A 747-nucleotide genomic window follows, 5' to 3' on the forward strand; every position below is an offset into this window, starting at 1 on the left:
AATACCTATTACTTTTGCTTTGCCAAAGAAGCAAAAGGCAGATTTTATAGGGATAAAGAGCGCACTGATGAGATCTTACCGCCAAAATATATAATGAAAGAAGTGATTCACGGTGTTAATGTTGCTGGTAATTGCTCTGGTATTCCAACACAACTTGGATCGGTATATTTCGACGATAGATTTTGTGGCAAGCCATTAGTTTTTGTCGGAAGCATTGGAATTATTCCACGCAATATAAATAATGCACCTTCACACATTAAAGGACCAAAAAATGGCGATAAGATTGTAATTATTGGCGGAAGAGTTGGAAGAGATGGAATTCACGGTGCAACGTTCTCTTCAGAGGCTTTATCGGGAAATAGCCCTTCAACAATTGTGCAAATTGGTGACCCTATAACACAAAAAAAATTATCCAATGCCGTCATAAAAGCAAGAGATCTTGATCTTTATAATGCAATAACGGATAACGGAGCAGGTGGGCTGTCGTCGTCTATTGGTGAAATGGGAAAAGACGGATTTGAAGTTGATTTGAGCAAGGTTCTCCTTAAAAACGATGGTATGGCTCAGTGGGAAATATGGATATCAGAATCACAAGAGAGAATGACCTTAGCAGTGCCAGAAGAAAATCTCCCTATGTTTAAGCAAATCATGAAAAAACATGATGTGGAGGTTTGTGTGATTGGAGAGTTTAATGAGAGTGGTAAAGCTGTTGTTAAATGTCCTGAAGGGACAGTAATAATGGACATC

Annotated in this window: 1 protein-coding gene; it reads left to right on the forward strand. The window is 38.6% G+C overall.

The window, feature by feature from the left end; translation table 11 throughout:
* Window positions 1–747, forward strand: a 747-nt coding sequence (locus WG67_RS08600; RefSeq protein WP_458694909.1) for an AIR synthase-related protein, incomplete at both ends; no start/stop codon positions are given.

This window comes from Wolbachia endosymbiont of Drosophila incompta (genome assembly GCF_001758565.1).
GTDB classification, from domain to species: domain Bacteria; phylum Pseudomonadota; class Alphaproteobacteria; order Rickettsiales; family Anaplasmataceae; genus Wolbachia; species Wolbachia pipientis.